We start from the raw sequence: 24,706 nt of genomic DNA, 5'->3' as shown, positions 1-24,706 counted from the left end.
GCGATGCACTATCGCCCCGCCTTGTGTTATCCTTGCACAGAATTCCATCACCTTAATTACCGGATTGCCTGTACTTCATGCCTGAATTTTCTTCGCAACGCTTCTCTGTCGCGCCGATGCTCGACTGGACCGATCGCCACTGTCGCTATTTCCATCGTCAGCTGACGGCTGATACGCTGCTCTACACCGAAATGGTGACCACCGGCGCCATCATTCATGGTAAAGGGGATTACCTGGCTTACAGCGAGGCCGAACATCCGGTTGCGTTGCAGCTGGGCGGCAGCGATCCGGCGGCGCTGGCGCACTGTGCGAAGCTGGCAGAACAGCGCGGCTACGATGAAGTGAACCTGAATGTCGGTTGTCCCTCTGATCGGGTACAGAATGGCCGTTTCGGTGCCTGTCTGATGGCCGAGGCAAATCTGGTCGCCGATGCGGTCAAAGCAATGCGCGACGTAGTATCGATTCCGGTCACCGTCAAAACCCGCATTGGTATTGATGAGCTGGACAGTTATGCGTTCCTGACCGATTTCATCGGCACGGTCGCGGGGCGCGGCGAGTGCGACACCTTTATTATTCATGCGCGTAAAGCCTGGCTCTCCGGTCTCAGCCCCAAAGAGAACCGCGAGATCCCGCCGCTGGATTATCCGCGCGTCTGGCAGCTGAAACGCGATTTCCCGCATCTGACCATCGCCCTGAATGGCGGCGTGAAAACGCTGGAAGAGGCGCAGAACCATCTGCAGCACCTCGACGGCGTAATGATGGGCCGCGAAGCCTATCAGAACCCCGGTATTCTGGCGCAGGTCGATCGGACCTTATTTGGTCGTCAGCAGCCGGCGGTAAATCCGGTTGAGGTGGTGCGTGCCATGTACCCTTATATTGAAGCGGAGCTGGCGAAGGGCACCTATCTCGGCCACATTACGCGCCATATGCTGGGCCTGTTCCAGGGCATTCCGGGCGCGCGCCAGTGGCGTCGCCATCTGAGCGAAAATGCCCATAAGCCGGGCGCGGACGTGCGTGTGCTGGATGCGGCGCTGTCGCTGGTCGCTGATAAAATCTCGCAGGAAGCCTGATTTTCTTTTTTAACGTTAAAAACCAGCCGTGAGGCTGGTTTTTTTTACGCCATAATCTGGTTTTTCTCACCAGGTCACAGGCACGAACCGGCCGTTTAATGTTGTAAAAACAGCAGGTTATCTGTTGGCACGCTTTTTGTAATATCTATAACAATGAATATCAAAAAGGAGTGCTGACGTGGAAATTTTATTCGTATTGGGTTTTTTCCTGATGCTGTTGCTGACCGGCGTTTCGCTGGTGGGCGTGCTGGCGGCACTGGGGGTAGCGACCATCGTAATGTTTGTCGGTGGACTGCTCGCACTTGTTATTAAAGTGTTACCGTGGCTGATGCTGGCGGTGATAGCCGTCTGGCTGCATCGGACTTTTTTTGGCGACAGCGATGCACGAGCGCGTCGCAACCTGCGGCGCAAGATCAACAGGTTAGACCGAAAAAGCTGGCGCTAAATGCGGTAAAGATCACAGAGTGAAAGATTGATTAGCGCGGATCTGCAATTAAACATATTTTTTACTTATGTTTTCTGGCAGGATGCTGTCGTCAGTTCGATGTGCCATCGACCCGACACGAATTCATCGCCGCTGTCCCTACACCAGCGCGAACTAAAAAGAATAAAAGAAAAGGGCTTCCTGCGGGAAGCCCTTTTTGTTGCTGACGCTTACGGAATTAACAGGCAGGAGCCCTGCGTGGCACGGCTCTCCAGCATCTGATGCGCCCTGCTGGCCTCTTTAAGCGCAAACTTCTGCTGCGCGGGAACGTCCACCTGAATCGCGCCGCTGGCCAACAGCGAGAACAGCTCGGCGCTGGCGGTTTCCAGCTCCTGACGGTTGGTGATGTAGCCAAACAGCGAAGGACGGGTCACAAACAGCGATCCTTTCTTATTCAGGATGCCAAGATCAATGCCGGTCACGGGCCCGGAGGCGTTACCAAAGCTGACCAGCAGGCCATGACGACGCAGCGAGTCCAGCGACGCTTCCCATGTATCTTTACCGACGGAGTCATAGACCACCGCCACTTTTTTTCCCTCTGTCAGTTCGCTGACGCGCTGCGCAATGTCCTCTTCGCGGTAGTTAATGGTCGCCCAGGCACCGGCCTGTTTCGCCAGTGCGGCTTTCTCCGCAGAACCCACCGTGCCGATCAGGTGCGCGCCCAGTGCTTTGGCCCACTGGCAGGCGATCAGTCCGACGCCGCCTGCCGCAGCGTGAAACAGAAAGGTTTCTCCGGCGCTGATTTTATGGGTCTGGCGCAGCAGATATTGCGTGGTCAGCCCTTTCAGATAGCTGGCTGCGCCCTGTTCAAAGCTGATCGCCTCCGGGAGATGCATCAGGCGATCTTCTGCCACATTGTGTACTTCGCTGTAGGCGCCCAGGGATGCCAGGCAGTAGACCACGCGGTCGCCGGGCTTAAACAGCGTAACGCCCCGGCCGACCCGGGAAACCACGCCCGCGGCTTCCGTCCCCAGGCCAGAAGGAAAGGCGGCCACCGGATAGAGGCCGCTGCGCACATAGGTATCGATGTAGTTGATGCCGATAGCGCGATGCTCTACCTGAACTTCCTGTTCCGCAGGCTCAGCAGGTTCAAAATCTGTCCACTCTAAAACGTCCGGTCCGCCGTGCGCACTGAACTGAATACGCTTTGCCATTCTGACTCCTGTGATTGTTTCATCATGAGGGTGAGGCACGCCCCTCAACTAAGGTATACTTGCGCGTCCCCACAGAAGATCGGTAATGCATTCACTATGGCAGGAAATAAACCCACCAACAAATCGAACGAAACGCAGGATCGCCAGCTCGCAGGCGTGAAAATGCCCCCGCATTCGCTGGAAGCGGAGCAGTCTGTGCTGGGTGGGTTGATGCTGGATAACGAGCGCTGGGACAACGTCTCTGAGCGCGTCGTCGCGAATGATTTTTTCAACCGTTCGCATCGGCTGATTTTTTCAGAGATGCAGCGGCTGCTGGAAAACAGCAAACCCATTGACCTGATTACACTCTCTGAATCGCTGGAAACCCGTGGCGAACTGGAGATGGCGGGCGGCTTCGCCTATCTGGCTGAACTGGCTAAAAATACGCCGAGCGCAGCCAACATTGGCGCCTATGCCGATATCGTGCGCGAACGTGCGGTGGTGCGCGAGATGATCTCCGTTGCCAATCAGATCGCCGATGCCGGTTACGATCCACAGGGACGCAACAGTGAGGAGCTGCTCGACTTTGCGGAGTCGAACGTCTTTAAGATTGCGGAAGCGCGCGCAGATAAAGACGCGGGCCCGAAAAATATCGAGCAGATTCTGGAATCAACCGTTACCCGAATCGAATCGCTTTATCAGACGCCGCACGACGGCGTCACCGGTGTCGATACGGGTTATCAGGATCTGAATAAAAAGACGGCGGGCCTGCAGGGTTCTGACCTGATTATTATCGCTGCCCGTCCGTCGATGGGCAAAACCACCTTTGCGATGAACCTGTGCGAAAACGCCGCCATGCTGCAGGATAAGCCGGTGCTGATCTTCAGCCTGGAGATGCCCAGCGAACAGATCATGATGCGTATGCTGGCGTCACTCTCCCGCGTCGATCAGACCCGCATCCGAACCGGCCAGCTCGATGACGAGGACTGGGCACGTATCTCCGGCACCATGGGCATCCTGCTGGAGAAGAAGAATATGTATATCGACGACTCTTCCGGCCTGACGCCTACCGAAGTGCGCTCCCGTGCCCGGCGCATCTACCGTGAAAACGGCGGTTTAAGCCTGATCATGATCGACTACCTGCAGCTGATGCGCGTGCCTTCGCTGTCGGACAACCGAACGCTGGAAATTGCGGAGATCTCCCGCTCGCTGAAGGCGCTGGCGAAAGAGCTGAACGTGCCGGTTGTGGCGCTGTCGCAGCTTAACCGCTCCCTTGAGCAGCGAGCCGACAAGCGTCCGGTCAACTCGGATCTGCGTGAATCGGGCTCGATCGAACAGGATGCGGATTTGATCATGTTTATCTATCGCGATGAGGTTTATCACGAAAACAGCGATCTTAAAGGGATCGCCGAGATTATCCTGGGTAAACAGCGTAACGGCCCGATCGGCACGGTGCGGCTGACCTTTAACGGCCAGTGGTCGCGCTTTGATAACTATGCAGGCCCGCAGTACGACGACGAATAATCTCCGCACCGGGCTGTCATGCACGATCTGTGCATGACAGCTCCCATCATCAGAAAATAGTGTTGGACAACCTCTCGGGTTATCGGGTTATCTGTAACAAAGCGACGACCATTACGCTGTGGAAACGGAATGACTCACGTAGACGATTACGACCTTAAAATCCTGACTTTATTACAATCCAACGGCCGTCTGACCAATCAGGAACTGAGCGATCTGGTCGGGCTTTCGGCCTCACAATGCTCCCGCCGCCGTATTAATCTGGAACAGGCGAATCTGATCCTGGGCTATCACGCCCGGCTCTCACCCGATGCGATTGGGCTGGGCATGGTAGGACTGATAGAGGTGCGCCTGATTAACCATACTGCAGAGTATGTCGAGAGTTTTCACCGCATGGTGGAGCAGGAGCAGGCAATCGTCGATGCTTACAAAACCACCGGGGATGCAGACTATCTGCTTAAAGTGGCTGTGGCCGATCTCAACGCCCTGAGTGCCTTAATCAGTCAGTTAGTGGCCGGTCATCAGAGCGTATCTCATGTGAAAACGTCAGTAGTGCTGGGCCGCATGAAAGAGAACGGGCTGATGATGATGCCTGAGAGCAGAACGCGCTAAAAAGGTGCGCGCTGTGCGCTTTTGGTGCACACTGGCGGTAAAGCATGCAAACAATGCGCATCGTAACGGGGTTTTACGCAAGATATGACGGAAGCAGGCGTCATTCATGCAAAAATTTCTGTCCTGAAGTATTAGGGATATCAATGAGATATCGCGCGCTTCCGTGCAGCCGCCGGTGAGCGCGGTGACGATGGTGCGTTTTTTGCATTTGAACCGCATCCTTTGCACTGAGAAACCCCCCCATGGATAACATCGCAGAACCCGCCCGCGTCCCCCATTCGCGCATTGAAGATGCGCTGGCGATGGTGCTGGGCACCCTGATGGTCTCGTTCGGCGTCATCATGCTGAAACAGGCAGGTGCCCTGACCGGCAGCACCGCCGGTATCGCCTTTCTGATCAGTTACCTCTCGCCGCTGTCGTTTGGCGGCGCCTTCTTCCTGATCAACATTCCCTTTTACTGGCTGGCGGTAAAACGCATGGGCTGGGAATTTACCCTGAAAACCTTCTGCGCCGTCGGTCTGGTGTCGCTGTTTACCCAGCTGCATCCGCTGTTCGTCCACTTTTCCGATCTCAACCCCTTCTATGCGACACTGTTCGGTAACGTCATCATGGGAATCGGGTTTATAGTGTTGTTTCGTCATAAAGCGAGCCTGGGCGGCATCAACATTCTGGCGCTGTGGCTTCAGGATCGCTTTGGGATCCGCGCAGGAAAACTGCAAATGGCGGTGGACACCTGCGTCGTGCTGGCCTCCCTGTTTGTGGTGAGTGGCCCGATCCTGCTCGCTTCGATTGCGGGGGCGGTGATCCTGAATCTGATTATTGCAATGAACCACCGTCCGGGACGCTACCGGGTTTAACCCGTTTTTTACCTCTGGACCAATCTTGGAGACCTATACCGTGTTTCAAAACGTTGATGCCTATGCTGGCGATCCGATTCTGTCGTTGATGGAAGCCTTCAAACAAGACCCGCGCGAACACAAAGTTAACCTGAGTATCGGGCTCTATTATGACGAACAGAACATCATCCCACAGCTGAAGGCCGTGGCGGCTGCCGAAGAGCAGATCTATGCTGAGCCGCATCAGGCATCGCTCTATCTGCCAATGGAAGGGCTGAACAGCTACCGGAGTGCGATTGCACCGCTGCTGTTCGGGGCAGATCATCCGATGTTGCAGGCGGGCCGTATCGCTTCGATTCAGACGCTGGGCGGCTCGGGCGCGCTGAAAGTGGGCGCCGATTTCCTGAAACGCTATTTCCCGCAGTCCGCTGTCTGGGTCAGCGATCCGACCTGGGAAAACCATATCGCGATCTTCAACGGTGCCGGTTTTGAGGTGAACACTTACCCCTGGTATGACGCAGACACTCACGGTGTGCGCTTTGATGCCTTTATCAGCACTCTGAAAACCCTGCCGGCCCGGAGCATCGTTCTGCTGCACCCCTGCTGCCATAACCCGACCGGTGCCGACCTGACGGACGCGCAGTGGGATGAAACCATTGAGGTGCTGAAAGCGCAGCAGCTGATTCCTTTCCTGGATATCGCCTATCAGGGCTTTGGTGCCGGTATGCAGCAGGATGCTTATGCGCTGCGCGCCGTCGCAGCCGCCGGTCTGCCCGCGCTGGTGAGCAACTCCTTCTCCAAAATCTTCTCGCTCTACGGTGAGCGCGTGGGGGGGCTCTCTATCGTCTGCGACAGCGCCGAAGAGTCAGCGCGCGTGCTGGGCCAGCTTAAAGCGACCGTTCGTCGTAACTACTCCAGCCCGCCGAACTTTGGTGCGCAGGTCGTGGCGCGGGTCCTCAACGATGAGGCGCTGAAAGCGAGCTGGCTGGCAGAAGTGGAGGCGATGCGTCTGCGTATCCTCGCGATGCGTGAGTCATTAGTCGAAGTGTTGCGCACCGCGCTGCCGGGCAAAAACTTTGACTACCTGCTGAAACAGCGCGGCATGTTCAGCTATACCGGACTGAGCGCGCAGCAGGTCGATCGTCTGCGCAACGAGTTTGGCATCTACCTGGTGGGCAGTGGCCGTATGTGCGTCGCCGGTCTGAACAGCAAAAACGTGCATCAGGTGGCTGAAGCCTTTGCCGCCGTGATGTAACGGTTGCCACGCTGTGAAAAAACCGCCGGGTTCGATCCGGCGGTTTTTTTATGGGTCAGGGTTTACCTTTGGGCGACATGCTGCACACTTAAACGGGACAACCGTTCAAGGAAACCGTTATGTGGCATCAACAGACCCTCACGCTGAGCGCGAAGTCGCGCGGCTTTCATCTGGTGACCGATGAGATTGTCGGATCGCTCTCCGGCCTGCGGGATATCAAAACCGGCCTGCTGCATCTGCTGTTACAGCATACGTCGGCGTCGTTAACCTTAAATGAGAACTGTGATCCGACGGTGCGCAGCGATATGGAGCAGCATTTCATGCGGCATGTGCCGGAAAATGCACCTTATCAGCACGACTACGAAGGACGCGATGATATGCCCGCACACATCAAATCATCGATCTTAGGCGTGTCGTTACTTTTACCGGTTCAGCGCGGACGTCTGGTGCTGGGCACCTGGCAGGGTATCTGGCTGGGCGAGCATCGCATTGATGGCGGTGCCAGGCGAATTGTCGCGACGTTACAGGGGGAAGCGTAATGAATAACTCAGACTTACTGACCTATTGTATGAGCAAGCCGGGCGCGGAGCAGAGCGTCCACAGTGACTGGAAAGCCACGCAGATTAAGAGCAATGGCGTGCTGTTTGCGATGGTGCACGAGGCCAAAGGGCGGCCCGCGATATCGCTGAAATCGACGCCCGCGCTGGCTGAGTTACTGCGCGAAGAGCATAGCGACATTATTCCCAGCGAACATCTGAATAAGTCCCACTGGAGCACACTGTTTCTCGACGGTTCGCTCAAAGATTCGCAGATCTACTATCTGATCGACGCCTCCTGGCAGCAGGTGGCGGCGGGGCGGCAGACAGCAAAAAACCCTCTTACCTGAGCAAGAGGGTTAAGCGCAGGACGGTTACGCGGCAGACTGCTCGCGCAGCGTGTTGATGTCGATAACAAAGCGGTACTTCACGTCGCTTTTCAGCATACGTTCATAGGCGTCGTTAATCTGGTCCATCGCGATCAGTTCAATGTCTGAGGTGATGTTGTGCTTGCCACAGAAATCGAGCATCTCCTGCGTTTCCGCGATACCGCCGATCAGTGAACCGGCGATGCTGCGGCGCTTAAAGATCAGGTTAAACACCTGAGGTGCCGGGTGATCGTGCTCCGGCGCACCGACCAGCGTCATGTTGCCATCGAGCTTCAGCAGAGTAATGAACGGGTTGAGATCGTGCTGCGCCGCCACGGTGTTGAGGATAAAGTCGAAGCTGTTTGCGTGCTGCGCCATCTGCGCCGGATCTTTAGAGATAACCACCTCATCGGCGCCCAGACGCTTGCCATCTTCGATCTTAGAGGCCGAGGTGGTGAACAGCACCACATGCGCACCCATCGCGTGGGCGATCTTCACACCCATGTGGCCCAGACCGCCTAAACCGACGATGCCCACTTTTTTACCCGGGCCGACATTCCAGTGACGCAGCGGGGAGTAGGTGGTAATCCCGGCGCACAGCAGCGGTGCCACGCCCGCCAGCTCCAGGTTTTCGGGAATGCGCAGCACAAAGCTCTCATCCACCACCATTGATGTGGAGTAGCCGCCGTAGGTAATCGCGCCGGTTTCGCGATCTTCACCGTTGTAGGTGCCGACAAACCCGTTTTCGCAGTACTGCTCCAGACCCTGCTGACAGCTCGGACAGCTGCGGCAGGAGTCGACCATGCAGCCCACGCCAACCAGATCGCCGACTTTATATTTCTGCGTCTGCGGCCCAACGGCGGTTACGCGACCGACAATTTCATGACCCGGCACAACAGGGAAAATCGTGTTTTTCCACTCATTACGGGCCTGATGCAGATCGGAATGGCAAACGCCGCAGAACAGCACTTCAAGCTGGACGTCATGGGCGCGCAGCTCACGCGGCTTGAAATCGAACGGTGCCAGTTTGGATTTTGCATCCTGAGCAGCATACGCATGCGTAATATTCATGGTGTCTCCAGTTTCGATGTGTCGTGAGTTTTTCTGATGAAGTGCAGCCGTCTGAACGGGCTGCAAAAACAGGGCGACGCAGGGCGTGCCAAAGAGGAACCGCTTAAGGATAGTCAGCGTGGTGAAAAGCGTATATGCCTATACATGTCTGAATCTTGCCTGATCCTGCATTTTTCTGGCTGAATCGGCAGGGGCAATAAAAAAGGCCCGCACGCGGCGGGCCTGAGGGAATTACTTCTGTAACAGCGGCTTCAGGAAGCGCGCCGTGTGGGATTTCTCACACTCCGCCACGGTTTCTGGCGTGCCCGCCACCAGGATTTCACCGCCGCCACTGCCCCCTTCCGGGCCGAGATCGACAATCCAGTCGGCGGTTTTCACCACGTCGAGGTTGTGCTCAATCACCACGATGGTATTGCCCTGATCGCGCAGCTGATGCAGTACTTCCAGCAGTTGCTGGATATCGGCAAAGTGCAGGCCGGTGGTCGGCTCATCCAGAATGTAGAGCGTCTGGCCGGTGCCGCGTTTGGAAAGCTCACGCGCCAGTTTCACGCGCTGCGCTTCACCGCCGGAGAGCGTCGTCGCAGACTGACCGAGGCGGATGTAGGAGAGACCCACATCCATCAGCGTCTGCAGCTTACGCGCCAGTGCCGGCACCGCATCGAAGAACTCACGGGCTTCTTCGATGGTCATCTCCAGCACTTCATGAATGCTCTTGCCTTTGTACTTCACTTCCAGCGTTTCGCGGTTATAGCGTTTGCCTTTGCACTGGTCGCACGGCACGTAGATGTCCGGCAGGAAGTGCATCTCGACTTTCAGCACGCCATCGCCCTGACAGGCTTCACAGCGTCCGCCGCGCACGTTAAAGCTGAAACGGCCCGGGTTATAACCACGCGAACGCGCTTCCGGCACGCCGGCAAAGAGTTCACGTACCGGGGTGAAGATGCCGGTGTAGGTCGCCGGGTTAGAACGCGGAGTACGACCAATCGGGCTCTGATCGATATCGATCACCTTGTCGAAGTGCTCCAGACCCGCCACATCGCGGTAGGGGGCCGGTTCGGCGATGGTCGCCCCGTTCAGCGCCCGCTGTGCAATCGGGAACAGCGTATCGTTGATCAGCGTCGATTTACCCGAGCCGGAGACGCCGGTGATGCAGGTGAAGAGTCCGACCGGCAGCGTCAGCGTAACATCCTTGAGGTTGTTGCCGCGCGCGCCGGTAATCTTCAGCACCTTCGCCGGATCGCCTTTGACACGGGCTTCCGGCACCTTAATCTCACGCTTGCCGCTCAGGAACTGGCCGGTCAGCGACGCCTCCTGCGCCATGATCTCATCCACGGTGCCTTCTGCGACGACCTGGCCCCCATGCACACCGGCACCCGGGCCGATGTCGATCACATGGTCAGCGGCACGGATCGCATCTTCGTCGTGTTCAACCACGATCACCGTGTTACCGAGATCGCGCAGGTGAATCAGGGTGCCGAGCAGACGCTCGTTGTCGCGCTGGTGCAGGCCGATAGAGGGCTCATCCAGCACATACATCACGCCGACCAGCCCGGCACCGATCTGGCTGGCCAGACGGATACGCTGCGCTTCACCGCCGGAAAGGGTCTCGGCAGAACGCGACATTGAGAGATAGTTCAGGCCGACGTTCACCAGGAAGCTCAGGCGATCGCCAATCTCTTTCAGAACCTTCTCGGCGATCTGCGCACGCTGGCCGCTGAGTTTCAGGTTTTCAAAGAAGGACATCGCATGACCGATGCTCATCTCCGAGATGGTCGGCAGCGTGGTGTTCTCGACATAAACGTGACGTGCTTCGCGACGCAGACGGGTACCTTCACAGCTGGCACAGGCGCGGTTGCTGATAAATTTTGCCAGCTCTTCGCGCACCGCAGAGGATTCGGTCTCTTTGTAGCGACGCTCCATGTTATTGAGCACGCCCTCGAACGGATGACGGCGTACCGAAGTGTCACCGCGATCGTTAATGTACTTAAATTCGATATTCTCTTTGCCGGATCCATACAGAATTACCTTCTGTACGTTGTCGGGCAGGCTGCCGAATGCGGCTTCAATGTCGAAGCTGAGGTGATCCGCCAGCGAACGCAGCATCTGGAAGTAGTAGAAGTTGCGGCGATCCCAGCCGCGGATAGCGCCGCCCGCCAGCGAGAGCTCCGGATTCTGTACCACGCGATCGGGGTCGAAATATTGCTGCACGCCGAGGCCGTCGCAGGTCGGACAGGCACCGGCCGGGTTGTTGAACGAGAAGAGGCGCGGCTCCAGTTCGCTCATGCTGTAACCACAGACCGGACAGGCGAAGTTAGCCGAGAAGAGCAGCTCTTCGGCGTCGGCATCATCCATATCCGCAACAATTGCCGTGCCGCCCGAAAGCTCCAGCGTGGTTTCAAACGATTCCGCCAGGCGGGTCGACAGGTCATCGCGCACTTTAAAGCGGTCAATTACCACTTCGATGGTGTGTTTCTTCTGCAGTTCCAGCTTAGGCGGATCGGAGAGGTCACACACTTCGCCATCGATGCGTGCGCGGATATAGCCCTGCGCCGCCAGGTTCTCCAGCGTCTTCGTGTGTTCGCCCTTGCGATCTTTAATCACCGGCGCCAGCAGCATCAGGCGACGGCCTTCCGGCTGCGACAGCACCTGATCAACCATCTGGCTGACGGTCTGCGCCGCCAGCGGCACATCATGATCCGGGCAGCGCGGTTCGCCCACGCGGGCAAACAGCAGGCGCAGATAATCATGGATCTCGGTGATGGTTCCCACCGTAGAACGCGGGTTGTGCGACGTGGATTTCTGTTCGATAGAGATGGCGGGCGACAAACCTTCGATGTGATCGACGTCTGGCTTCTCCATTAACGAAAGAAACTGGCGCGCATACGCAGAGAGCGACTCTACATAGCGGCGCTGACCTTCCGCATACAGCGTATCAAACGCCAGTGAGGATTTACCGGAGCCTGACAGGCCGGTCACCACAATGAGTTTGTCGCGTGGGATGGTCAGGTTAATGTTTTTCAAATTATGGGTGCGGGCACCACGAACTTCGATCTTATCCATTCACCTTTCCCGGTTAGCAGCACTCACCGCGCCTTGCCGACACGGCCAGAATAAACGTGTCATTATGGCACAAAAAATAGACTGAATAAATATCCAGTACTCTGTGGTCCGGGCGGCGGGCAGATTAAAACTGGAACCCCGCTCTAAAGTGGGAAACAGTGCGCAGGACGTGTTAGAATTGATGGATTAGACTGTATGCATTAACTCATCGGGAGACAGCAACATGGCCAGTCGTGGCGTTAACAAAGTGATTCTTGTCGGGAATCTGGGTCAGGATCCGGAAGTACGTTATATGCCCAATGGCGGCGCGGTTGCGAACATTACGCTGGCGACGTCTGAGAGCTGGCGTGACAAGCAGACCGGTGAAAACAAAGAGATCACCGAGTGGCACCGCGTGGTGCTGTTTGGCAAACTGGCTGAAGTCGCGGGCGAATACCTGAAAAAAGGATCGCAGGTCTACATCGAAGGCCAGCTGCGTACCCGTAAATGGCAGGATCAGGGTGGCCAGGAGCGTTACACCACAGAGGTGGTCGTGAACGTCGGTGGCACCATGCAGATGCTGGGTGGCCGTCAGCAGGGCGGTAACGCCGGTGCGCAGGGCGGTGGCAACAACAACGGCTGGGGTCAGCCGCAGCAGCCGCAGGGCAACAACAACCAGTTCAGCGGCGGCGCGCAGTCCCGTCCGCAGCAGCAGCCACAGAGCGCACCTGCCAGCAACAACAACGAACCGCCAATGGATTTCGACGACGATATTCCGTTCTGATTCCACTGGCAGAAAGAGTGCCGAAAAGCCCGCGATGCGGGCTTTTTTTATGCGCTGTGTCCATGTTCCCGCGCCGATCGCGCTGCCGGTGTCGCGTTCTTGCGCGGCACGTCGCCGGATAGACGCAACGGCGAGCACACCTCATACCATGAATACGTCTGCTGTGCCGTCGTGCACACAGTGAATCGCAATTTTTTGCATTTTGCCCCTGGTCGCAGGCATTCTGAAGGTCACATCGGTTCAGAAGAGGAGTCAATCGTGGAAGGTGTTCCGGCGAGTTTCCCGTATGAGAAAGATCGCGCCTGTTTCCGGCAACCTGCCGGACTGCCCGGTGTGGAACTCTATCAGGCCCACATCTCCCGTTACGCCTTTGAGCCCCACACCCATGAAGCCTTTGGGATTGGCACTATCGAAGCGGGCGCGCAGCGTTTCCGCTATCGCGGCACCCAGTATACGGCACCGGTCAACTCGCTGGTCACGATGAACCCGGATGAGCTGCACACCGGCGAGTCGGCGTGCGAGGAGGGGTGGCGCTATCAGATGATCTATATCCAGCCGCAGCGGATGGAGGAGCTGACCGGCGACCGCGGCTGGTGGTTTAACGAGGCGCTGCTGACCGATCCGCGCGTGGCACAGCCGCTTTCCCGCACGCTGGCCGGGCTCTGGCAGGCGGAGTCTGAGCTGGCACGTCATGGCCTGCTCGCGGAACTGCTGCTGCAGATCCGGCCGCTGGCACGCATGGCCTCGCCGGGCCGGATCGAAACCGGTCATCGTTTTGACCTGGTGCGTGATTATCTGCGTGCGAACCTGGCCGAGCCGGTACGGCTGGATGAGCTGGCGGCGCTGGCTTCGCTGTCGCCGTGGCACTTCTTACGCGCCTTTCGTCAGCACTATCACGTCACGCCACATCAGATGCTGATGGCCTTCCGGCTTTACGAGGCGAAACAGCGGCTGGCGCGGGGTGAACCGGCCGCCAGCGTCGCGGCGGCGGTGGGCTTAACCGATCAGGCTCATCTGACCCGCGCCTTTGCCCACCGGTATGGCATCACGCCGGGACGCTATCAGAAACAGGTGCGCCAGCCCTGACGCGATCGCAATCTGCTACAAGCATTGCCCGCCCGAATCCGCCACACTGCCCGAAAACGTCATACGGGAAAAAATCATGTTTGCTGGCGTCATCTTTGCCATCACTGCCGGGCTGATGTGGGGGCTGATCTTTGTCGGGCCGCTGCTGGTGCCCGATTACCCCGGCGCGCTGCAATCGGCGGGGCGTTATGTCGCCTTTGGCGTGATCGCCCTGCCGCTGGCCTGGCACGATCGTCGCCGTCTGCGTCATCTGGTGCGAGCAGACTGGCGCGAAGCTATTAAGCTCTCGCTGGTGGGAAACCTCTTCTATTATGCTTTTCTGGCGAACGCCATTCAGCGGACCGGCGGACCGGTTTCGACCATGATTATCGGCACGCTGCCGGTCGTGATCGCCGTGACGGCCAATCTCTGTTACGGCCATCTCGAAGGGCGGCTGTCGTGGCGGCGGCTGTTTCCGGCGCTGATCATGATGGCCGCCGGGCTGCTCTGCGTCAACGCGGCGGAGCTGCAGAATCAGGGCGCGATGCTGGATCCTGGCCGTTACCTGACCGGGCTTGTGCTGGCGCTGCTGGCCGTGATCTGCTGGACCTGGTATCCGCTGCGCAACGCCCGCTGGCTGCGGACGCATCCCGGACTGCGGCCCTCGACCTGGGCCACCGCGCAGGGGCTGGTGACACTGCCGATGGCGCTGGTGATGTATCTGCTGGTCAGCGTGCAGATCGCCTGGCAGCAGCCCGCATTTTCACTGCCGTTCGGGCCACGACCCGCCGTGTTTGTCACTCTGATGCTGACGATTGGCCTGCTCTGTTCCTGGCTCGGCACCCTGTGCTGGAACGCAGCCAGCCAGCGTCTGCCTACCGTGCTGATGGGGCCGCTGATCGTTTTTGAGATCCTGTTCGGCCTGTTATGGACTTTTCTCTGGTATCAACGCTGGCCGCCGCAGCTCACCGTCACGGGGATTCTCTGTCTGATGGCGGGCGTAATCTGGGCCATGCGTATCAAACCTCAGCCGCGGGTGGTGTCGGTGAACGACTAACCCCCCACGCGAAACAGCAGGTGATTGCCGCGCAGAGACGACGCTGCGCGGCTTTTTAAGATTAAGCCCTATGCCGATTTGCGCGCTCTCCGGCAGATTTATGCCGCGAAATCGTTTTCATAGGGCGCTGCACCCAGGCGATTCCCCGTGCTTCCCCTGGTTATCCCCCCTTAACCCGTGAAAAAAAGCCTCTTACACCCGTCTCTCCCCCGATCTTTTCGCACCGAAAAGGGATTCACTGTTCAGATATCGGTCATTAATCAGGGAAAAAGGGACAACATTATGGACGTTACGCTTTTATCCACGGCTTTTTATTGTGGTCTGGCCCTGAGAAAAGCGGGTTAAAAACCACGATTAACTTCACTCAGTGATAAAGGAGTAAGACAATTCCGCCGCTGCGTTAATAAATAAATATTAATCTCTGGCATCAATGATGCGCAATGAAGAGAAGCAGGCGTAAGACAGATAACGTTAGTGTTAAGGAGCAATAAACTATTTATCCTGGATTATTCCTGGTCCCGGCAGAGGCAATTAACGCACTGCACGACAATTAAAGCGAAGCCGAAAGATTTTCGTCAGGACCATTGTTAACTTAAAAAAGACGTGACGATTTTTTGGCCGATGTTTAAAGCGGCTTAATCATATTCAGCGTGTTTAGTTCCGGGGATTAGCAGGGCTTATCAGATAACGAGAGGGCCCGGCCCCGCTGTTAACGGGGCCGGGAGGAGGAGAAAAGGCGTGGAATGCGAGACTTTTGCTGTTGTGAATCAATTTTACCGCAAAAAAAGAAGCTTAGCCGTGAAGCCATTCATTAGTTATAAATGGAGCGGAAAAGGGTGCCGCAATTGTCCTGTTAAATGATCTTCATCTCTTCTGGTAAGAACAAATCTCAGCGTTAAGTCTAAAAAGCGCGGTAGCATTAGGTTCAGCGGTTCTCCGTGCCTGACGGATAGTGGTAGACGCTGCGGCTGATATCCAATAAGCGGCAGCTGCGGCGGGTGCCGATGTCAAAAGTACTCTGCAGAAAATCCACAGCCTGACGTTTTTCATTCGTCGTAAAGAAGTGCTTCAGCACGCTCTGCAGCATCTCTTTGTCAGAGTTGAGGATCTGCAGTTCGCGTGTGATGTTCTGCAGTTTTTCTTCCAGATCCTTGATTTTTCTGCCTTCTTCCGAAGACAACCCAGAAAACTTCTTCTTCCAGCTGTAGAACGTGGCTTCAGAGATGCCTAACTCTTCACAGATTTCCCTGACTTTCACGCCCGATTCAGAAGCTTTAATGGCATTTGTGATTTGATCTTCGCTGTATCGTGACTTTCTCATAAATGCTCTTACCTTTCTTATCGATTAATGGATGAGAATGACTTTAATAATTTCTGGCACTGTAAGATTCTATTAAGGCAGTATTAAAGTGCGCGAGTTGAATTGCGAAGCCTAAATTAAGATATTTGGAATAAATATCATCATGGGATAAATCTTATTTTATTCTTATCGGCCAGGCGTGCCTTCCTGGAGGCGGGTTTTTGTTATAAATTCATCGCATCCAAATTACGAAAAAATTCTACGTACATTGGATATTTAGCCTTATCGACCTGATTAATTTGCCGATAAGGCGCTTTAAGGTTGTTTTATTTTCAGCCTGAAATCGTTTCCATTTGAAGTGATTCGCGCCATTTATAATAAGAATTATCCTGAATTCACTCTCCGGAATATGATTTACTTCTCACTTTTCGGACCAGTTTGGTCTGAAGTCTTACATTTCCGCCAGGCCCACTGAGCGCTTATTAATTCGTTACAGGGATGTTGTACCGAAGCGGTTGTAGTTGAGTAATACTAAGGAAGAGTCGATGAAATTGAGCGTAATGTCGAATGCCGCCTGGATGATGTCTGAAAAGATCATCTCCGTTTTTGGCGTCATTTTTGTGACGTCTTACGTGGCGAAATCCTTTGGTCCGACGGTGTTCGGCCAGATGGCGTTTTCTACTTCACTGTTTGCAATGGTGCAGACCGTTGCAATCTTTGGCACCGAAACCATTCTGTTCAAGCGCGTCAGCAAAAATGCGGCCAAAGGGCTGCGTCTGATGACGATCGCCCGCACGCTGCGGATGGTGCTGCTGCTGGCGACATCGGTGCCAGTCTTAATCTGGGTCTGGTACAACATGCAGGAAAACTTCCTGGCATTTGCACTGGCCTCATTTGTGGCTTCGGTGTTTGTCACTCAGGACACCTTCAGCGTCTATAACAACGCCCGGCTTGCCTCGCGGCTGAACACGATCGCCAACGCGGTGGGAATGCTGCTGAGTTTCGCCATCAGCTTCACCATCGCCTGGCTGCGTCTGAATCCGCTCTGGCTGACGCTGTCGATCGTGGCCGTGACGCTGGTGCCTTACCTGATTAAACGCCGCAATTTCTATCAGGAGCATCAGGATCAGATGCCGCCGCGCGAGAAGCGCACCGCCTATCTGCGTTATCTGATGTATGCCGGTCTGCCGCTGGCGATCTCCAGCATCTTTATCTCTGTGCAGGTTAAAGCCGCACAGATGTTTCTGGCGGGCACCGCGCCCGCGCGCGATCTTGGCCTGTTTGCGGCGGCTAACACCATTTCCGCCTCCTGGATTTTTATCCCGGTGGCGCTTATCACCTCCTGCTTCACTGAAATTTTCAGAGAGCGCGGCGAGGTAGCCATTAAGCTGGCTGCCCGGCTCAATGGCTATGTTATGGCTGTCTCCCTGTTGATGTTGCTGGTTATTTCGCTTTACGGCGAGCGGATCATCATTGCGTTGTACGGGCCGGAATACACACAGTCAGGAAGTCTCATTACGTTGCTGTCGATAGCGACCAGCTTTTCGGCAATGGGGACGGTAGCGTATCGCTACATGGTTAAAGAGGGAGGATTCAACTACCTGCTGCGGAAAATCATCTGCCTGATGGTCATCAGTCTGCCGCTCTCCTGGTGGTTGATTCAGGGGCACGGCATCATGGGAGCCGCGTGGAGCGTTTTCCTTTCAGAGCTCTTGTCCCTGACCGTAATGAATTACTTCTTTAAAAACGGCGTCATTCAAAAGATTCAGGTTTCCTCACTCAACTACAAAACCTACAAATGAGGTCAGATATGCTCAAGTTGAAAGAAGAACTCAGAAGAAGTGTGCAGTACTTTATCAAGAAGATGCCCTGGGCTTATCAGGACCGCATCTACTACTTCCATAAGTTCAGAAAGCTGCCCAATCTGCGTCAGCCAAAAGTGTTCAACGAGAAGGTGTTGTACCGTAAGTTTATCTTCGGCGATTACCAGAACTATGGTCGCCTGTCAGATAAATACTCGGTGCGCGAATTTATTGCTGAGAAAATCGGTAATGAGTACCTGATCCCGCTGGTTCACGAAACCACTGACCCGACCACGCTGAACAGCTTACCCTGCTGGAAAGGCACGGTGATCAAGCCGAACCACGCCTCCAACATGGTGGAGATTCTGCTGGAAGAGCCGGATGCGCTGCGCAAGCAGCAGATCATTCACGACTGCTATCGCTGGCTGAAGACCGACTTCGCCAACGAAGCGCGTGAGATCCACTACCGCTACATCAAACCACGCATTCTGGTAGAGAAGTACATTGGTGATGGCAAAAGCGCGCCGATCGATTACAAGTTCCATATGTTCAACAAGCGTGATGGCAAGTTCGAATATGTGTTGCAGGTGATCTACAACCGCTGCCAGCCGCTGCTGTCGATGAATTTCTATGTGAACAACCTCAGCGAGGCCTATCACAAGATTCGCGACACCGGTCTGGATGTCTCGCCGATCCTGCCTTCGCTGGAGCATGCGCTGGAACTGAGCAAGAAGCTGGCCAGTGATTTCGACTATGTGCGTGTGGACTGGTATATCCATGACGAACAGATCTACTTTGGCGAACTGACCTTCACCCCAGGTGCAGGGCTGGTAACCGGATTGGATCGCGGTTTAAATCAGATGATGGGAGATATGTGGATTCAGGACCGTCGCGGAACGCAGAGCCCGGGCGTGACAGTGCAGGATGTGAATATCCCTGCCATGTTGAAGAAAATTTAAGCACACACAGCAATATAAAAAACCCCGCTTCGCGGGGTTTTTTATGCGCAGAAATCAGGGCATCGGCCAGTCAGCAGGCGCCTGGCTCATCGCCTCAATAAAGGCATGCTTTGAGATAGCCAGGAAGTTATGCACGTTGTCCATGCTCAGGGTAATGCCCATCAGCCCGGTCACAAACCAGCAGGTCATGCCTAAACCGATCCCGCCACACATAAAAGCCATGACGTGACGGCTATCCTGACGAAGTTTAGTTTTCAGGGTGCTGGCAAAAAACATCATTACTGCGCTCAGCAACTCCCAACGCATAACAAGAAAACTGGCGGTTAACGTAGCCATCGGCCGGACCTCAATATCAGTAAGTATCCCTGACAATCTGCGGACATCACCGGCGGCGGAAAAGCGTGTCAGGAAAGACTTTTGCGCCGTCAAATCAGGTTCAAAGTGTGACGTGGGTCACATTATATCACCCGATTTTAAATTTTGAACAAAATCTGACTCATGGTGCGGGCATGAAATGAACAGCGGCGGAATAAACGGCGGGAAATCAGAGGGATGCGCCCGGGCAGGCGCATCGGTCAATCAGCGAACCGGGCAGCACTCGCCTGTGGTGCGCTGGGTAAAGCTGTTCAGCGTGTCGTTGCAGCCAAAACTCAGGAGGCGAGGGCGCTGGATGGCCTGACGACGCATGGTGTGACGATAAGCCGTCGGCGTCTGTGAAAACTGACGACGAAACACCCGGGAGAAGGTCTGCTGCGAGTCATAACCATACTGCATCGCGATATCGAAAACCGGGCGCTGCGTCTGCGACAGCGCTTCTGCCGCCAGCGTCAGACGGCGTTCACGAATATAACCACCCAGCGTCTGTTTCGTCACCGAACGGAACATACGCTGCAGGTGCCATTTCGAATAGCCCGACTTTGCGGCCACTTCGTCAATCGACAGGCTCTTATCAAGGTTCTGGTCAATCCAGTGCGTCAGGGAATGAATGATCTCTTCTTGCATGATGGCCTCATCCTTCTGGTGTGTAATAAAGAGGTAACAGGAGTTTAGTCGTTCCGATGGAGAAGAAGTATAATTCCTCAAGTTAACTTGAGGTAAAGGCTGAGATGAAAAAAGAACGTAACTATCCAAAACCGGTCTTAACGCCGGGTGAAGTGGCGCGCCGCAGCGGCGTCGCGGTCTCTGCGCTGCACTTCTACGAATCGAAAGGATTGATCTTCAGTACCCGTAACAGTGGCAATCAGCGGCGATACAGCCGTGACGTCCTGCGCCGCGTCGCGATTATCAAGATTGCACAGCGCATCGGTATTCCGCTGGCGACGGTCAGCGAGAGTCTGGACCACATTCCGGCCAACAAGCGCATGTCGACGCCGGAGTGGGATGCGCTGACGCAGCACTGGCGCGAAGAGCTGGACAAGCGGATCGAAACGCTGACCCGCCTGCGCAATGACCTGGATGGCTGCATCGGCTGCGGCTGTCTGTCGATGCGCGACTGTCCGCTGCGCAACCCTGGCGATCGGCTGGGTCAGCAGGGTTCCGGAGCCGTGCTGCTTGATCCCGAACAGGATGACAGACATGCGGAAGGTGAGTGACGTCTATACTGAGGGGAGGTCAACACACAGGGAACCACGATGATCACCGTTCACCATCTTGAGAAATCGCGCTCGCATCGGGTGCTGTGGCTGCTGGAAGAGCTGGAAGTGCCTTATCAGATCAAACGCTATCAGCGCGAGCCGACCATGCTGGCCCCGGCGGCGCTGAAAAAAGTGCATCCGCTGGGGAAATCGCCGGTCATCACCGACGGCAACCAGGTGGTCGCTGAATCCGGGGCCATTCTTGAGTACCTTGAAGAGAAATATGACCAGACGTTCAGGCTGAAGGTGAATGATGAGGCGTCGCGGTTGCAGTGCCGCTACTGGCTGCACTATGCCGAAGGCTCCCTGATGCCGCTGCTGGTAATGAAATTAATCTTCGGGCAGATGGGGAAAAAGCCGGTGCCCTGGCTGCTAAGGCCGGTAGGCGCAGCCTTTGGTAAAGGGGTGCAGAAGGCGTTTCTGGATAAACAGCTTAAGCCGCACATGGCGATGATTGAACAGCATCTGACCGCCCACGACTGGTTTGCCGGCCCGCATCTCACGATTGCGGATATCCAGATGAGCTTCCCGCTGCTCGCCCTGGCGCAGCGCGCCGGACTTGATCAGATGCCCGCCACGCAGAAATGGCTGAACACCGTGCAGCAGCGTTCCGCCTGGCAGCGGGCGATTGCGCAGGGCGGCGAACTTTCACTGCCCGGCTGACCGGGCGTCCAGGCCGCCTGGCCGGGTCCGGCCCCGGACAGGCGACTCATAACGCCCTGAAATCCCGTTAACGGCGGCGTTTCCGTCGCCCTCTCTCAGCCCGGCCATGCGCTCCTGATCCTGAAGAATCTCCCTCTGACAGTTGAAAATGGACGGCTAAACGCCGGATAATCGCCTGCCTTTTTTATCTGGCCGCGTCTGACGGGCCACTATCTGCGGCAAGGTAAACGTTTGCCTGCCGGGTTACGCCGGGCAGTGACGCCGTCTACCCGCTTATTCCAGGGACAGCGATGGTCGCAGAGCGATCCACACAACAAAAATTTTTGAGGCTCAACTATGTCAACTGAATCACGCCCGGCCAGTGGAAAACTGGACGCCTGGTTCTCGATCTCGGCGCGCGGCAGCAGCGTGCGTCAGGAAATTCTGGCCGGACTCACCACCTTCCTGGCGATGGTCTACTCCGTGATTGTGGTGCCGGGGATGCTGGGAAAAGCCGGTTTTTCTCCCTCTGCGGTCTTCGTTGCCACCTGCCTGGTCGCCAGCTTTGGCTCCATCGTCATGGGGCTGTGGGCCAATATGCCGATGGTGGTGGGCTGCGCCATCTCCTTAACCGCCTTCACCGCCTTCAGCCTGGTGCTGGGGCAGCACATCAGCGTGCCGGTCGCGCTGGGCGCTGTCTTCCTGATGGGCCTGCTGTTTACCCTGATCTCGGCGACCGGCATTCGCGCCTGGATCCTGCGTAACCTGCCGATGGGCGTCGCGCACGGCACCGGCATCGGGATCGGCCTGTTTCTGCTGCTGATTGCGGCTGACGGCGTGGGTCTGGTCATGAAAAATCCGGGACCGGGCCTGCCGGTGACCCTGGGCCACTTCACCACCTTTCCAGTGATGATGACGCTGCTGGGGCTGTCCGCGATTATCGGCCTGGAGAAGCGTCGGGTGCCGGGTGGCATTCTGCTGACGATCGTCGCCATTTCGCTGCTGGGGCTGATATTTGACCCGGCGGTCAGCTATCAGGGGCTGTTTGCGCTGCCCGCACTGCGCGACGCCAGTGGTCAGTCGCTGCTGTTCAGCCTGGACATTATGGGCGCAATGCAGCCTGTGGTGCTGCCCAGCGTCCTGGCGCTGGTGATGACGGCTGTGTTTGATGCTACCGGCACCATCCGCGCGGTGGCGGGCCAGGCCGGTCTGCTGGATAAACAGGGGCAGATCATTAACGGTGGCCGCGCGCTGACCACCGATTCCGTCAGCAGCCTGTTTGCCGGTCTGGTGGGGGCGTCTCCGGCGGCGGTCTACATTGAGTCGGCGGCCGGTACGGCGGCGGGGGGCAAAACCGGCCTGACCGCGATTGTGGTCGGTCTGCTGTTCCTTGTGATCCTGTTTATGTCACCGCTGGCGTATCTGGTGCCTGCTTACGCTACCGCCCCGGCCCTGATGTATGTCGGCCTGCTGATGCTCAGCAACGTGTCGAAGATCGACTTCAATGATTTTGTCGATGCGATGTCGGGCCTGCTCACGGCGGTAATCATCGTTCTGACCTGTAACATCGTGACCGGCATCATGATCGGCTTCGCCAGTCTGGTGGTCGGCCGTCTCTTCGCCGGTGAGTGGCGTAAGCTCAACATCGGCACCGTCGTCATCGCTGTGGCGCTGGTGGCCTTTTACGCCGGAGGCTGGGCGATCTGACTGTACAACCGGACGTGCGGCTGCGCGTCCGGGATTTTTCACTGTTTTCCCGCCCGTCGCACGCGTAGCTGACAACCTTCACCGCACTTTGTTTTACACTTTAGCGCTTAACCAATGATTGAAAGAAACGACGCCTAAGGAAAGCATGGAAATCTTTTTTACTATTCTCATCATGACGCTGGTCGTGTCGCTCTCTGGCGTCGCGGCCCGTATCCTCCCTTTTCAGATCCCGTTGCCGCTGGTCCAGATCGCCGCCGGTGCGCTGCTGGCCTGGCCCACATTTGGTCTGCATGTGGACTTCGATCCGGAGCTGTTTCTGGTGCTGTTTATCCCGCCGCTGCTGTTCGCGGATGGCTGGAAAACGCCGATCAGCGAGTTCCTGCATCATGGCCGTGAGATCATCGGCTTAGCCCTGGCGCTGGTGCTGATTACCGTGATCGGTATTGGCTATCTGATCTACTGGATGGTACCCGGCATTCCGCTGATCCCGGCCTTTGCGCTGGCTGCGGTACTCTCGCCGACCGATGCCGTGGCGCTCTCCGGCATCGTCGGGGAAGGCCGCATTCCCAAGAAGATCATGTCGATTGTTCAGGGTGAAGCCCTGATGAATGACGCATCGGGCCTGGTCTCCCTGAAGTTTGCCGTCGCCGTCGCGATGGGCACCATGGTGTTTACCTGGAGCGGTGCCAGCATTGAGTTTCTCAAAGTGGCGATTGGCGGGCTGATTGCCGGTGTGGCCGTCTGCTGGCTCTACGGGAAATCGCTGCGCCTGCTCAGCCGCTGGAGCGGTGACGATCCGGCGACGCAGACCGTCCTGCTGCTGCTGCTGCCGTTTGCCTCTTACCTGATTGCCGAACATCTGGGCGTGTCAGGCATTCTGGCGGCCGTGGCGGCCGGGATGACCATCACCCGCTCCGGCATTATCCGTCAGGCGCCACTGGCGATGCGTCTGCGTGCCAACAGCGTCTGGCAGATGCTGGAGTTCGTGTTTAACGGCATGGTCTTCCTGATGCTGGGCCTGCAGCTGCCGGACATCCTGCAGACTTCTGTCGATCAGGCGCAGGCCGATCCTAATGTCGAACTCTGGATGCTGTTTGCCGACATCGGGCTGGTCTATCTGGCGCTGATGGTGGTGCGTTTCGGCTGGCTGTGGATTATGCAGCGCTTCAGCAAACGCCTGCTGAAGAAGAAGCCGCTGGAGTTCTCTAACTACTCGCTGCGTGAACTGCTGATCGCCTCCTTTGCCGGCGTGCGCGGTGCGATTACCCTGGCGGGTGTGCTGTCGATTCCCCTGTTCCTGAGCAACGGGGATCCCTTCCCGGCGCGCTATGAGCTGGTCTTCATCGCCACCGGCGTGATTCTCTTCTCGCTGCTGGTGGGTGTTGTGATCCTGCCGGTGCTGCTGCGCGGCATCGACAGCATCGACAAAGGCGCACATCGTCGCGAACTGCAGAGCGCCCGCGCGGTGATGGCCGGGGCGGCGATTGAGAGCCTGCACAAGATGGAAGAGCGGCTGGAAAATGAGTCGGAGGAGAACATCGATCCAGAGCTGCTGAAAGAGGTGAGCCTGCGGGTGATTGGTAACCTGCGTCGCCGCGCCGAAGGGAAGAATGATCTCGAACATGCGCTCTACGCCGAGAACCTGGAGCGCCGCTTCCGCCTGACCGGACTGCGCGCCGAGCGTGCCGAGGTCTACCATCTGCGCGCCACCCAGCAGATCTCCAACGAGACTATGCAGAAGTTACTGCACGATCTGGATCTGCTGGAAATCCTGCTGATCGAAAAAGAGGAGTAAGGTCAGGCTGGCACGCCTGCGCGGAGGCAGCGTGCC

Annotated in this window: 23 protein-coding genes; 17 read left to right on the top strand and 6 right to left on the bottom strand. The window is 56.6% G+C overall.

Features of this window, described 5'->3' with window-relative positions; genetic code table 11:
• The first annotated feature begins 77 nt into the window (after positions 1-77).
• On the top strand, positions 78-1,070 hold the full coding sequence (dusA, locus tag ACR6AS_RS12520; RefSeq protein ID WP_434162353.1) for a tRNA dihydrouridine(20/20a) synthase DusA: 993 nt from the start codon (positions 78-80) through the stop codon (positions 1,068-1,070).
• 178 nt (positions 1,071-1,248) lie between these two features.
• On the top strand, positions 1,249-1,515 hold the full coding sequence (gene pspG / locus ACR6AS_RS12515; protein WP_434162351.1) for an envelope stress response protein PspG: 267 nt from the start codon (positions 1,249-1,251) through the stop codon (positions 1,513-1,515).
• A 209-nt stretch (positions 1,516-1,724) separates the two neighbouring features.
• Here pspG and ACR6AS_RS12510 read toward each other — a convergent pair whose 3' ends face one another.
• Positions 1,725-2,708: a quinone oxidoreductase gene (locus tag ACR6AS_RS12510; protein WP_111140201.1), complete on the bottom strand. Its 984-nt coding sequence runs from the start codon at positions 2,706-2,708 to the stop codon at positions 1,725-1,727.
• Positions 2,709-2,804: 96 nt separating this feature from the next.
• Between ACR6AS_RS12510 and dnaB the strand changes: the two genes are divergently transcribed.
• The 6 genes from dnaB (at position 2,805) to ACR6AS_RS12480 (ending at position 7,797) form a co-directional block, all read left to right on the top strand.
• Complete coding sequence (gene dnaB / locus ACR6AS_RS12505) at positions 2,805-4,211, top strand: replicative DNA helicase (RefSeq protein ID WP_111140202.1); 1,407 nt, start codon at positions 2,805-2,807, stop codon at positions 4,209-4,211.
• A 129-nt stretch (positions 4,212-4,340) separates the two neighbouring features.
• Positions 4,341-4,820, top strand: coding sequence for an Lrp/AsnC family transcriptional regulator (locus ACR6AS_RS12500; protein ID WP_128084961.1), 480 nt, complete (start codon positions 4,341-4,343; stop codon positions 4,818-4,820).
• A 242-nt stretch (positions 4,821-5,062) separates the two neighbouring features.
• Positions 5,063-5,677, top strand: a complete 615-nt coding sequence (locus ACR6AS_RS12495; protein WP_111140204.1) for a YitT family protein — start codon at positions 5,063-5,065, stop codon at positions 5,675-5,677.
• A 40-nt stretch (positions 5,678-5,717) separates the two neighbouring features.
• Complete coding sequence (locus ACR6AS_RS12490) at positions 5,718-6,911, top strand: amino acid aminotransferase (RefSeq protein ID WP_111140227.1); 1,194 nt, start codon at positions 5,718-5,720, stop codon at positions 6,909-6,911.
• A 119-nt stretch (positions 6,912-7,030) separates the two neighbouring features.
• Positions 7,031-7,450: a secondary thiamine-phosphate synthase enzyme YjbQ gene (locus ACR6AS_RS12485; protein ID WP_111140205.1), complete on the top strand. Its 420-nt coding sequence runs from the start codon at positions 7,031-7,033 to the stop codon at positions 7,448-7,450.
• A complete protein-coding gene (locus ACR6AS_RS12480) occupies positions 7,450-7,797 on the top strand; it encodes an MmcQ/YjbR family DNA-binding protein (RefSeq protein ID WP_434162347.1) in 348 nt (115 codons plus the stop codon). Before ACR6AS_RS12485 ends, ACR6AS_RS12480 begins: the two co-directional genes overlap by 1 nt.
• A 24-nt stretch (positions 7,798-7,821) precedes the next feature.
• Here the strand turns inward: ACR6AS_RS12480 and ACR6AS_RS12475 are convergent, their stop codons facing one another.
• Together ACR6AS_RS12475 and uvrA are read right to left on the bottom strand one after the other, a co-directional pair.
• Positions 7,822-8,886: an NAD(P)-dependent alcohol dehydrogenase gene (locus ACR6AS_RS12475; protein WP_293774286.1), complete on the bottom strand. Its 1,065-nt coding sequence runs from the start codon at positions 8,884-8,886 to the stop codon at positions 7,822-7,824.
• A gap of 231 nt (positions 8,887-9,117) precedes the next feature.
• On the bottom strand, positions 9,118-11,946 hold the full coding sequence (gene uvrA, locus ACR6AS_RS12470; protein ID WP_111140208.1) for an excinuclease ABC subunit UvrA: 2,829 nt from the start codon (positions 11,944-11,946) through the stop codon (positions 9,118-9,120).
• Positions 11,947-12,169: 223 nt separating this feature from the next.
• Here uvrA and ssb1 point away from each other — a divergent pair, with 223 nt between their 5' ends.
• The 3 genes from ssb1 (at position 12,170) to ACR6AS_RS12455 (ending at position 14,831) form a co-directional block, all read left to right on the top strand.
• Positions 12,170-12,709: a single-stranded DNA-binding protein SSB1 gene (gene ssb1 / locus ACR6AS_RS12465; protein ID WP_111140209.1), complete on the top strand. Its 540-nt coding sequence runs from the start codon at positions 12,170-12,172 to the stop codon at positions 12,707-12,709.
• Positions 12,710-12,967: 258 nt separating this feature from the next.
• A complete protein-coding gene (locus ACR6AS_RS12460) occupies positions 12,968-13,795 on the top strand; it encodes an AraC family transcriptional regulator (RefSeq protein ID WP_111140210.1) in 828 nt (275 codons plus the stop codon).
• Positions 13,796-13,871: 76 nt separating this feature from the next.
• Positions 13,872-14,831 (top strand): DMT family transporter, encoded by a 960-nt coding sequence (locus tag ACR6AS_RS12455; protein ID WP_434162344.1) that lies wholly within the window; start codon positions 13,872-13,874, stop codon positions 14,829-14,831.
• Between the two features lie 925 nt (positions 14,832-15,756).
• On the opposite strand, the gene ACR6AS_RS12450 is transcribed toward ACR6AS_RS12455, so the two are convergent.
• Entirely contained in the window at positions 15,757-16,152 is a 396-nt protein-coding gene (locus ACR6AS_RS12450; protein WP_111140212.1) for a transposase, read from the bottom strand.
• A 524-nt stretch (positions 16,153-16,676) separates the two neighbouring features.
• Here ACR6AS_RS12450 and ACR6AS_RS12445 point away from each other — a divergent pair.
• Both ACR6AS_RS12445 and ACR6AS_RS12440 read left to right on the top strand, forming a co-directional pair.
• Positions 16,677-17,933 carry an oligosaccharide flippase family protein gene (locus tag ACR6AS_RS12445; RefSeq protein ID WP_111140213.1) on the top strand — a complete coding sequence of 419 codons (1,257 nt, stop codon included), beginning with the start codon at positions 16,677-16,679 and terminating at the stop codon, positions 17,931-17,933.
• An 8-nt stretch (positions 17,934-17,941) separates the two neighbouring features.
• A complete protein-coding gene (locus tag ACR6AS_RS12440) occupies positions 17,942-18,892 on the top strand; it encodes an ATP-grasp fold amidoligase family protein (protein ID WP_111140214.1) in 951 nt (316 codons plus the stop codon).
• Between the two features lie 54 nt (positions 18,893-18,946).
• Here ACR6AS_RS12440 and ACR6AS_RS12435 read toward each other — a convergent pair whose 3' ends face one another.
• Both ACR6AS_RS12435 and soxS read right to left on the bottom strand, forming a co-directional pair.
• Positions 18,947-19,228: a YjcB family protein gene (locus ACR6AS_RS12435; RefSeq protein ID WP_111140215.1), complete on the bottom strand. Its 282-nt coding sequence runs from the start codon at positions 19,226-19,228 to the stop codon at positions 18,947-18,949.
• 243 nt (positions 19,229-19,471) lie between these two features.
• Positions 19,472-19,897, bottom strand: a complete 426-nt coding sequence (soxS, locus tag ACR6AS_RS12430; RefSeq protein WP_199560009.1) for a superoxide response transcriptional regulator SoxS — start codon at positions 19,895-19,897, stop codon at positions 19,472-19,474.
• Between the two features lie 101 nt (positions 19,898-19,998).
• On the opposite strand from soxS, the gene soxR reads away from it, so the two are divergent.
• From soxR to ACR6AS_RS12410, 4 genes are all read left to right on the top strand, one after another.
• Positions 19,999-20,484, top strand: a complete 486-nt coding sequence (soxR, locus tag ACR6AS_RS12425; RefSeq protein WP_111140217.1) for a redox-sensitive transcriptional activator SoxR — start codon at positions 19,999-20,001, stop codon at positions 20,482-20,484.
• Positions 20,485-20,523: 39 nt separating this feature from the next.
• Complete coding sequence (locus ACR6AS_RS12420) at positions 20,524-21,189, top strand: glutathione S-transferase family protein (protein ID WP_434162342.1); 666 nt, start codon at positions 20,524-20,526, stop codon at positions 21,187-21,189.
• A gap of 336 nt (positions 21,190-21,525) precedes the next feature.
• Positions 21,526-22,875 carry an NCS2 family permease gene (locus tag ACR6AS_RS12415; protein WP_293774280.1) on the top strand — a complete coding sequence of 450 codons (1,350 nt, stop codon included), beginning with the start codon at positions 21,526-21,528 and terminating at the stop codon, positions 22,873-22,875.
• A 145-nt stretch (positions 22,876-23,020) separates the two neighbouring features.
• Complete coding sequence (locus ACR6AS_RS12410) at positions 23,021-24,670, top strand: Na+/H+ antiporter (RefSeq protein ID WP_111140220.1); 1,650 nt, start codon at positions 23,021-23,023, stop codon at positions 24,668-24,670.
• The last annotated feature ends 36 nt before the right edge of the window (positions 24,671-24,706 follow it).

This window comes from Pantoea phosphatilytica (assembly GCF_051025615.1).
Classification (GTDB): domain Bacteria; phylum Pseudomonadota; class Gammaproteobacteria; order Enterobacterales; family Enterobacteriaceae; genus Pantoea.
The sequence above is the reverse complement of the archived record's forward strand: the minus strand, read 5'-3'. Positions and strand labels throughout refer to the sequence as shown.

Coding starts and splice junctions, on each gene's coding strand:
- dusA (WP_434162353.1), top strand. CDS start 78: ATGCCTGAATTTTCTTCGCAACGCTTCTCTGTCGCGCCGATGCTCGAC.
- ACR6AS_RS12510 (WP_111140201.1), bottom strand. CDS start 2,708: ATGGCAAAGCGTATTCAGTTCAGTGCGCACGGCGGACCGGACGTTTTA.
- dnaB (WP_111140202.1), top strand. CDS start 2,805: ATGGCAGGAAATAAACCCACCAACAAATCGAACGAAACGCAGGATCGC.
- ACR6AS_RS12500 (WP_128084961.1), top strand. CDS start 4,341: ATGACTCACGTAGACGATTACGACCTTAAAATCCTGACTTTATTACAA.
- ACR6AS_RS12495 (WP_111140204.1), top strand. CDS start 5,063: ATGGATAACATCGCAGAACCCGCCCGCGTCCCCCATTCGCGCATTGAA.
- ACR6AS_RS12485 (WP_111140205.1), top strand. CDS start 7,031: ATGTGGCATCAACAGACCCTCACGCTGAGCGCGAAGTCGCGCGGCTTT.
- ACR6AS_RS12480 (WP_434162347.1), top strand. CDS start 7,450: ATGAATAACTCAGACTTACTGACCTATTGTATGAGCAAGCCGGGCGCG.
- ACR6AS_RS12475 (WP_293774286.1), bottom strand. CDS start 8,886: ATGAATATTACGCATGCGTATGCTGCTCAGGATGCAAAATCCAAACTG.
- uvrA (WP_111140208.1), bottom strand. CDS start 11,946: ATGGATAAGATCGAAGTTCGTGGTGCCCGCACCCATAATTTGAAAAAC.
- ssb1 (WP_111140209.1), top strand. CDS start 12,170: ATGGCCAGTCGTGGCGTTAACAAAGTGATTCTTGTCGGGAATCTGGGT.
- ACR6AS_RS12455 (WP_434162344.1), top strand. CDS start 13,872: ATGTTTGCTGGCGTCATCTTTGCCATCACTGCCGGGCTGATGTGGGGG.
- ACR6AS_RS12450 (WP_111140212.1), bottom strand. CDS start 16,152: ATGAGAAAGTCACGATACAGCGAAGATCAAATCACAAATGCCATTAAA.
- ACR6AS_RS12445 (WP_111140213.1), top strand. CDS start 16,677: ATGAAATTGAGCGTAATGTCGAATGCCGCCTGGATGATGTCTGAAAAG.
- ACR6AS_RS12440 (WP_111140214.1), top strand. CDS start 17,942: ATGCTCAAGTTGAAAGAAGAACTCAGAAGAAGTGTGCAGTACTTTATC.
- ACR6AS_RS12435 (WP_111140215.1), bottom strand. CDS start 19,228: ATGGCTACGTTAACCGCCAGTTTTCTTGTTATGCGTTGGGAGTTGCTG.
- soxR (WP_111140217.1), top strand. CDS start 19,999: ATGAAAAAAGAACGTAACTATCCAAAACCGGTCTTAACGCCGGGTGAA.
- ACR6AS_RS12420 (WP_434162342.1), top strand. CDS start 20,524: ATGATCACCGTTCACCATCTTGAGAAATCGCGCTCGCATCGGGTGCTG.
- ACR6AS_RS12415 (WP_293774280.1), top strand. CDS start 21,526: ATGTCAACTGAATCACGCCCGGCCAGTGGAAAACTGGACGCCTGGTTC.
- ACR6AS_RS12410 (WP_111140220.1), top strand. CDS start 23,021: ATGGAAATCTTTTTTACTATTCTCATCATGACGCTGGTCGTGTCGCTC.